The organism is Limosilactobacillus portuensis (assembly GCF_014838735.1).
In the GTDB taxonomy this organism is placed as follows: domain Bacteria; phylum Bacillota; class Bacilli; order Lactobacillales; family Lactobacillaceae; genus Limosilactobacillus; species Limosilactobacillus portuensis.
This window is the reverse complement of the sequence record NZ_JABUXQ010000040.1, coordinates 1-8,675: the sequence shown is the minus strand read 5'-3', so window position 1 is coordinate 8,675 and position 8,675 is coordinate 1. Positions and strand designations below refer to the sequence as shown.

Annotated in this window: 6 protein-coding genes and 3 pseudogenes; 1 reads left to right on the top strand and 8 read right to left on the bottom strand. The window is 41.8% G+C overall.

Annotated features, from left to right (window positions below):
- Positions 1–119: 119 nt before the first annotated feature.
- From HUK49_RS09970 to HUK49_RS09955, 5 genes are all read right to left on the bottom strand, one after another.
- Positions 120–662 carry a transposase gene (locus tag HUK49_RS09970; protein ID WP_191913613.1) on the bottom strand — a complete coding sequence of 181 codons (543 nt, stop codon included), beginning with the start codon at positions 660–662 and terminating at the stop codon, positions 120–122.
- On the bottom strand, positions 646–1,017 hold the full coding sequence (locus tag HUK49_RS09965) for a hypothetical protein (protein WP_191913612.1): 372 nt from the start codon (positions 1,015–1,017) through the stop codon (positions 646–648). The genes HUK49_RS09970 and HUK49_RS09965 overlap by 17 nt, the downstream gene beginning before the upstream one ends.
- A 275-nt stretch (positions 1,018–1,292) precedes the next feature.
- Complete coding sequence (locus HUK49_RS11690) at positions 1,293–1,829, bottom strand: Rib/alpha-like domain-containing protein (protein ID WP_413230883.1); 537 nt, start codon at positions 1,827–1,829, stop codon at positions 1,293–1,295.
- Positions 1,780–3,936: a Rib/alpha-like domain-containing protein gene (locus HUK49_RS09960; protein ID WP_413230882.1), complete on the bottom strand. Its 2,157-nt coding sequence runs from the start codon at positions 3,934–3,936 to the stop codon at positions 1,780–1,782. The genes HUK49_RS11690 and HUK49_RS09960 overlap by 50 nt, the downstream gene beginning before the upstream one ends.
- Before the next feature lie 130 nt (positions 3,937–4,066).
- Positions 4,067–4,324 carry a hypothetical protein gene (locus HUK49_RS09955; protein WP_191913611.1) on the bottom strand — a complete coding sequence of 86 codons (258 nt, stop codon included), beginning with the start codon at positions 4,322–4,324 and terminating at the stop codon, positions 4,067–4,069.
- Between the two features lie 1,345 nt (positions 4,325–5,669).
- Between HUK49_RS09955 and HUK49_RS09950 the strand changes: the two are divergent.
- Positions 5,670–6,638 (top strand): annotated as a pseudogene (locus HUK49_RS09950) (IS30 family transposase).
- 122 nt (positions 6,639–6,760) lie between these two features.
- On the opposite strand, the pseudogene HUK49_RS09945 reads toward HUK49_RS09950, so the two are convergent.
- From HUK49_RS09945 to HUK49_RS09935, 3 genes and pseudogenes are all read right to left on the bottom strand, one after another.
- Positions 6,761–7,558, bottom strand: a pseudogene (locus HUK49_RS09945) (metal ABC transporter permease).
- Positions 7,558–8,227: pseudogene (locus HUK49_RS09940) on the bottom strand (ATP-binding cassette domain-containing protein). Before HUK49_RS09940 ends, HUK49_RS09945 begins: the two co-directional pseudogenes overlap by 1 nt.
- 2 nt (positions 8,228–8,229) lie before the next feature.
- The coding region (locus HUK49_RS09935; protein WP_235981119.1) for a metal ABC transporter solute-binding protein, Zn/Mn family at positions 8,230–8,675 on the bottom strand (446 nt) is incomplete at its 5' end.

The following is an 8,675-nucleotide window of genomic DNA, read 5'->3' as shown; positions in this document are numbered from 1 at the left end:
TTTTCAACTCTGATTTCATACAATCACCTCAAATAATTGATGAAACCAGTATAAAGAAATGTAGGAAATCCGACAATTTCAAATCGGTGATTTCCTACATTTTAAAACCGTTGTTAACATTATACTTTAGCTATTTGATAATTATAGGGTTGATTATATTTTACAAGATGATAAATCGTTCTGAGAAGACGGTGTATCGCGGCAATGGCAATTTTCTTAGTTCCTGGCTGAGAAGATTGTCTTTTCCTTTTCTGATAGAAATCATTAATATGATTAGGATGAAAATGACTTACCACGTCAATGTTTTGGATGGATTTAAAAAGAATTTTACGTGCAATCGCATCACCACGTTTACTAATATGATCAGTGGCAACAAAGTTACCTGATTCATAATAATGTCTAAGATCAATCCCGATATAGGCATTAAGAGCATTACTACTATGGAAACGACGAATATCTCCTAATTCACCGATCAAAGAAGTAACAGTTCGAACACCGAATCCAGGGATAGTTAAAAGTAGATTATATTCAGACAACCCTTCCGCTTCGTGTTGCATTTCAGAAATAATTTTCTCTTTTTCATGAACTTCCTCGATAACAAGGTTAGTTAAATAAGCGATCTGTCCATAAACATAAGAATTATCATTAAGCTTTCTTGGCAAGTGTTAATAGTTTTTCAGCAATATGAGTAGCGCGATCAATTGAGATATTTTTATTTGTACTATGTAAGATGAAAGATCTTAACTCAGTAGCTGAAAGTTTCAGGGCCCGTGAAGGACAAGCAAAGTGATTAACAATAGTCCAATACAACTCATTATTAGTATTACTAAATAATGACTCTAATTGCGGGAAAGTAAGTTGTAAAGCACGGTGTAAGCTATTTTTATGGTTAACCACATCTCGACTTACTTCTTGGTAAAAGCGACTAAGATCATGTTGTCCACACCGGTTATAAAATGTTGGAAAACACCGATTTAAAATTAATGGGCCAGTTTGACAAACGAATTCTAGATTCACTGGTACTGTCAACCTCAATCTTAATTCTAAGTATAAAAGAAAAGGTAGATAAAAGCATCGTCATGCTTCTATCTACCTTATACTTTAGGATGTTTGTTTGACGAAGAGCCAAACAAAAGGGCTCCAGCACCCGGCCAAGCCGAATCCTGGAGCCCTCAGTAGGAGCATGAGAAGGGCATTGCTGCTGTTCTCACGTCTCCCTAAAGAAAGGAGGTTTAGTATTGTCAGAATGTTGCCATTCACAAACCAAACCTAATTATTCAGTTAAAACATGGTTACTTCTTCCGCCGTAACTCACCAAAGCCAAACAGCGTTGCGAAGCTCATCAGGCAAACCCCAGCAAGTGCTAGTGCGCCGTTGTGGTCTTCACCAGTCTGCGGCAGCTTCTTTTCAGCAGCGCCGGCAGGCTTAACCGCTGTCTGCACTGGTGCTGGTTGGCTAGCAGCTGGCGTCGTTACTGCTTCACCGACAACGTGAACCGTGACCGTGACCTCAGTCTGAGTCCCGTCTGGGTAAGTAACAACGATCACGCCGGTCTTGTCACCTGGAGTAGAAGTATCAACCGGGTTCTTCCAGTCATACTTAGTCCCATCTGGTAGCTTATCCTTGTTCTTGATGCCGTCGGCTGGATTAGGCTGTCCACCCGGCTGGGTAGTGACTGGCTGTCCTTCTGCAGGAACCACTTGGAACTGAGCTGTGTAGTTGCCTGCGGCTTGAACCGTCGTTGGCAGAGCTGGATTCCAACCGGCAGCCTTGTAGCCCTTATCGGCAAACGGCACCTGGTACTGGAACATCAGCGATTGCTGTCCCAATCTTCACATCGAAGACCGTCCCGGCACCCGCAGCGAGACTACCATGGTCACCTGCCTGGAACGTAACCCGAACGTAACCAGCTGGTGTTGGGTTATTCGGCGTCTTGGTCTGATCGATGACCTTGTCCAACACGGTCACGCTAACCGTTGTCTTGTCCTGGGAGCCGTCTGGGTATGTTACTGTGACACCAACGTTGTACTCGCCCGGTGTCTTCCCGTCAGGCAACTTATCGGGGTTGTCAACTGAGATGGTTGGCTGCTTAGCGGCATCCTTAGGGTAGTCCGTCTTCACCTTAGCGATAACATCGGCTGGCTTCGTTGGTTCGCCGTTAGGCTTGACCAGTTTGTCGCTGGTTGCCGTATACTTCTCAGCGTCCTTTGGCATTTCTGCTAAGAAACTGTCGGCATCCACCGTGACCCCGTTGACAACTAATTCCACGTTGTAGATTGTATCAGTATCCATGTCCTTTGGAACGGTGAGCCGAGCTGCTTTTTCCGCCTCAGCATTGCTTGTAACAGTGGTCCGTTTGAGTTCTTTGCCATTACTATTCCAGACGATTTCCACCTTCTGTCCATAGTCGTAAATAGCATTGACCTTGGAAATAGCCGTATCACCTGGCCGAGCTGCATGGTCCACTGTATCATAGTTAGTTATATCAATGTTGTACTTTCCAATATTCGGCACTAGTGCAAAATGGAGGTTGTAACCCTGCATTCTACTAGTAGTAATAAATGCGTTAGAATTTATGTAGTCACCACAGCCCCCGTACGCCAGCACTGGGCAGTTACTGTACGAACTTTGGATTTCGCCTGCTGGATTTAAGATAAACTGCAGGAGCCCATCAGTATCAATATCCTTACTAAAGTGCGCGGTATACTTACCATCAATCACTGGTGCTACCACTACTTCTTGGATGTACTCTGGATGGGCCTTCATGATTGCGAGCTGTTCATTAACCTCATCAATTGCCGTGGCGGCACTCCTAGTACTACTCAAAGCCGCAATTCCCTCAGGAGTTAGCATCGCATTGACTACGCGGAAGCCAGTCTTAGCTTCATCGGCGGTCTGGTTAACAAAGTTTTCCCCAGCTGACGTTGGGAAAATCGTCCCTAGCTTTGATGTTTCCCACCAAACTCTACCGGAAACCCGATTGGTTCCCCCAGCAATGTTCCCCGGATAAGCATCCGGACCGGCATCATCATACCGCCAAGTACTGGGGTCACCAACCATTGTCTTGATAATCTCTGCCGTTGGTGCTTCACCAGCGTAGATACTAGCCCGCTGGAGGTTAACACCAGCGAGGTAGAAGGCCCCCGCCGTAGTTGGCGTCGAGAAGCCCGGCGTGTTTCCGACTACCGGCCGGAAAGTGAATAATTCACTGCCGTCAGCCGACTTCTGCCCTGGTGCAAGCCATAGCTTCAGACGCTGTTTAGACGTTGGTAAAAATGTAAACTTATGCTCAGTTCCCTTGGCGTCGGTAAAGGTCGGCAAGTCGAAGGCAAAGACACCGTCACCCCCACCGTTGGAGGCTGCCCCTTCCAGGTAGTGACTCTTGGTCGAGTAAACCGGACTAATCGCCCCGTCAGTGTCAATCCACTGCAGGTTAACTTCATAGTCGTTTAACTTAGTCGAATTACCAGTCCCTGGGGTGTATCCAACTCGAGATTTTGGTGCCAGTTCTAGCCAACCGCTGACCACTTGGCTCGCGTTTGTCAGCTGACCACCCGTCTTTACATGGCCGGATTCGATGGCGTCAATATTGATTGGTGTGTCCTGGGAATTCCGGTTCGTCACAGCAGCCGGCTTCGTGGTTGATTGTGCACTACCATCATTTGCTGCCCGGTCACTTACGACCGCCGAGGGATTAGAATCAGTAGTCGTACTGGTGGATTGACTTTTACTCTCCCCCCCCGGCTGTGGAGTAGTCACCGATGCTTCAATAGCAGATGGAGCATCGGCATGGGCAACCTGGCCAAGTCCGGTATATACAAAGAAACCGGAAGCAATGGCTACCGAAGCAACCCCGATGCTTAATTTCCGCAGTGACCAGCGTGTGTAGTGCTGGTTTGCTTTTTGGTCAATTAAATGTTGATTATTTTTTTCCACACATAATACATTCTCTCCTTTAGGCATTATTATACTACAATTTAATCAAATTCATCAAAAGTAATTATTTTTTTAGTACTGAATATAGTAAGCAAGATCTCAGCCACCTGCACTATTTCAATAAGCAGCTCTAGTATTCAAAATTTATTATTTCTGCGAACTCAACGTCAGTTAGCCTAAGTACCATTGTCACCACCCAGTTTGGTGATGATGACGAGGCCACCGTTGATTGGTCACCTAACCCGCGGCTGTGGATCGATACCATCATGTTCTCAATCAGCTGGACTGCTGGAGTAATATGATTATCAATTTGCCAACCATGACTAATTGACAAAGATAATTTTAAAATCGTTTTTAAACTGGTTAGTTTTAGTATACTCAAAATCATAATTCAAACTGTTGTTGGGTAATAATAGATTCAAAAAGTCAGGTCAAAATAGTAACTAAATGCTGATATGACTTAACCTTAAGTAGAAAAAAGGGAATAAAAACAAATGCATATATTTGATATCATTACTTTTTTGTTTACTGAATTTCGTATATTTGTTATACCAATGAATGTATTGATCAATGACATTTTTAACTTGTTAGAATGTTCGGATTTTGATCCGATTGAAACACTCACGTTTTTTGATAAGTTAAAGAATCTGTCAACTGGTGAGTTATTTAAGCAATTTCCCTTACGGGACATTGATTGAATGATTATTTGTTGCCCTAATAAGGCTTGATACAACTGGTATCGGTATCGCCAACCTTAATCGGAATGCAGAATAGGGGTACTACCTTGTGGTAATTTATGAAATAAGCCAGCACCGTGTTAACTAAATCCATATTAGGATGCGTTTAAGTCACGTAAGCGACGGTGGAACCGTTGTTCTTATCGATAACTGGTAATAAGTATCCCTTAGCCTTTTCATTAATATCTATACCGTTTCTTGGCAATATGTGAAACCTTACTTCTATAGACAATGCCACATTCGTCGATAACCATAGGTTTCTTTACTGAGTTTAAATTGCTTCGTAATTTCTCGTTTGACCTGACGATACTTGTAAATCCGCTGTGCGGCTTCAAGCCGTTCGTAGAACGTAGGTCGTGGAATGCTAAAATATATGGATACTTGGGTCTAAGATCTTGAATTGCTAGTGCTTGTTCTTACCGCACTGCTGTCTTAGAGCTTGCAATTGTTTAAAATGTTGATCTCCATTTTTTGATTGGCTACCTTTGCTTCTAGATCGGCAATTGTTTGCTTACACTTTTCTTCTTTAGTGGGGTTAATAGTTGATTAATGTTTTTTATTCATGGCTTTAGCTGGTTGACCTTTAAGGTTTTGAACGCAGACCAACGATCTCTTCATTTTTCCACAAACGAACTTGTGATGGATGTAGATTAAATTTAATGTTCACTTTTTATGAATTTAATTCGTGCATGCGATAGTTAATGGACCACTTGAAGTTTACAGTCAAACGAATAACTATGATGGCCCTTTTGGGGAGCTAAAATGTCATAACCATGTGACTGAACTTCATGGACCCAGGTCCTTAATTCTTTTCAAGAACGCATACCGAATTGACGACAAGCCACCGAATAGTTATGACTTTTATTGAAATACTCCTGAACTGCATTAACTTTAAATTGATATGAATATTTAGACACGTCGTTTGTAAAATCAAGTTAGAGGCCATTTATGATAGACTTTTGAATAACCACAAACAAAAGTAAAGGAACATCACAAATGACCTATAGACATCTTACCACACGTGGATTAACCCTCATAGCTGATTTTTGGCACCAAGGAACTAAAGCCTATCAAACTGCCAAACTTCTCAAGCGTAGTCAGGAAACGATTTATCGAATTTATCGTTTCCTTAATGGCGGTAAAACCATTGAACAATATCTTGAAAAATACTAGCGTAATAAACGTCACTGTGGTCGAAAACAAGCTCAGTTACCCCAAAATGAAGTTGAGTATATTAACGACCAAATTAAAGCTGGCTGGACACTGGATACCATTATTGGTCGTAAGGAACATGCCATTAGCTGTAGTATGCGGACCCTTTATCGGATATTTGCTCGAGGACAGTATAATTTCAATGCTCAACAGTTACCGATGAAGGGTAAACGTCACCCCAATGGCTATGTCGAACGACGTGATAAGGCTGGTCAGATTGGACGCAGTATCTATCAACGTTATCAAGACTTCCCTCATTACCAGGATGAGTTCGGTCACTTTGAAGCCGATACTGTTCAAGGCAAAGCCCATCGTGGAGCTGTCATGACCTTGGTAGAACGTCAAACCAAAGTCATGATTGTTCTCAATGTTCATCGCAAAACTGATGAAGCAGTTAATTTTCACTTAGATAAATGGCTTTCAAAAATGCCCCGTCACTTGGTTAAGTCAATTACCTTTGACAACGGTAAAGAATTCGCTGGTTGGCGTGACATCGCTAATAAGCATGACATTCATACTTATTTTGCGGAAGTCGGGGCACCCAATCAACGTGGACTTAACGAGAATAATAATGGCATTTTACGCCGTGACGGTCTCAGTAAACGATTAAACTTCCGCAACCTACCTGATGAATTAATTACCCAACTCATATCATACCGTAATCGAATTCCACGGAAATCACTTCACTATCGCACACCTGTTGAAGTATTCATGAAGAATATCACAGATGAACAGCTTTCAACATTTTTCTAATTTAAATTGACATCTCAGTACATAATAAATACCCCCCGAATCGTTAGATTTGTGTCTAACAATTCTAGGGCACTTAATTTATAAGGTATCAATCCTAAGGGTATTGTATAAGTTTCTTTTTGTTATGCCACCCCGCTAAGTTTTTGCTTAGCCAGAGCACAGCAGTAAATTACAACTTCAATCACGGCAATAAAGGAACTCACTGGCCAGTTAGTTAAGTAACCAAGGAACAGTCCTAACCAAGTTCCTAAAAGTGAAAAAAGAATGGCTAAACCAATCATCTTGGCAACACCATGGGTAAAATACTGTGCACTAGCAGCAGGTAATGTTAATAAAATAAAAATTAACAGCGAACCAACGATTTGTGCAACGACACTGACACTTAAAGCTAAAACAATAATGAAAATAACTGAATATAATGCCGCGTTAATTCCACTTACCCGAGCACCAATAGCGTCAAGCAAAGTAAATTTTAGCTGTCGATAGGTAATAAAGATTATGACAATAACAGCTACCGATAGCCATATCAGTTGGTAAACTTCACCTAAATTAATCCCAACGACGCTCCCCAAATAAAATATTTATTGCTGAACTTGCATTTTTGCTGCTTAAGGAGAGAAAAAAGATTCCTAAACCAATGAAAAGCGCAGAGACGGCACTGGTAACTGCTTCGCGACGAGATTCTTTAATACTCATTTGCCTAACAAGAATCGAGCTAAGCATCGTAAAGAGAATCATCCCGTTTAAAACCGGCCAGCCAGCAAATACGGCAAATGCTCCACCCGCAAACCCGATCTCAGATAAGGTATGGGTTAAAAATGACAGGTTCATGGCACAACAAAGACGCCAACAAAGCCACTGACAATTGCAATAAAGGTACTAGCAACAAAGGCATGGCGCATAAAACTTAGCGTTAACATTATTCAGCCTCCTTTTCTGGATGAGGAAGTTCATTAATTGGTCCCGTTAAATAACCATTCCCCGTCATTTGAAGAAAACGGGTTCCATAATGTTGTGCCAAATTCCAATCGTGAGTCACGAACATCACGCTTAATCCCTGTTGTTGAAACCGGGTGACAAGGTCCAATAATTCACATTTCATTTCATTATCCAAACTAGCAGTGGACTCATCAAGGATTAGTAATCCAGAATTAGGAAGCAGGGTCTGAGCCAAATATGCCCGTTGCTTCTCCCCACAGGAAGCCAATCCCAATGACCGATCAGCAATCTTCGTCAAGTTAGTTTCACTAATTACTTGGTCTACTCGCTGACGTTCACTCTGCTTTAACCACGGTAGTAAACTATGATGAACATTTAACGCAATAAAGTCACGGATTGAAAGTGGGTATTCCTGATCAATATTGCGAAACTGGGGAACATAGCCAATCTTTGTTTGTGGAATTAATTATTATCTTCCCCTTTTGCGGCTTAATAAACCCTAGCAGTGAGCGAACAAGGGTCGTCTTTCCAACCCCATTTTCGCCAATAACCACCAAGAAATCCCCCTGATTAATACTAAAATTTAAATTATTAATTACCAGATGGTTACCAAAGGATACTGTTAAATCATTGACTGTAACAATTGACATTTTTACTTTTCTCCCTGCTGAATTCGTGAAAGAGCTCGATACTGTTTAAGCATCCACTCTTGATAATTTTTAGTATTATTTGGTTTAGTTTCCGTTACCTTAAGCACTGGGACATTATTTTCTCGTGCAAGTTTCACTAAACCATTAACAACGTGATCACTAGTTTGAGAATTCTCAACAAAAAAGGCGATCTCGTGATTTTTTATTGCAGATTGTAACTGTTGAATATCTTGTGGCGATGGATCATTACCAGCCTCGATTGCTTTTTCAAAATGCTGATCCACTACTTGGTAACCAAGAGCCGTTAATGAATAGTCAAAGACAGGTTGGTACTGTGCCCTGTCAAGTTTACACATTAAATAATAAAAATTAGTTGGCCTTGCCAAAGCGGTATTCCGCTGCGGTAAGGTCATTTCTCTTCGCTGAGATAAATTTTTCAGTGAAATAG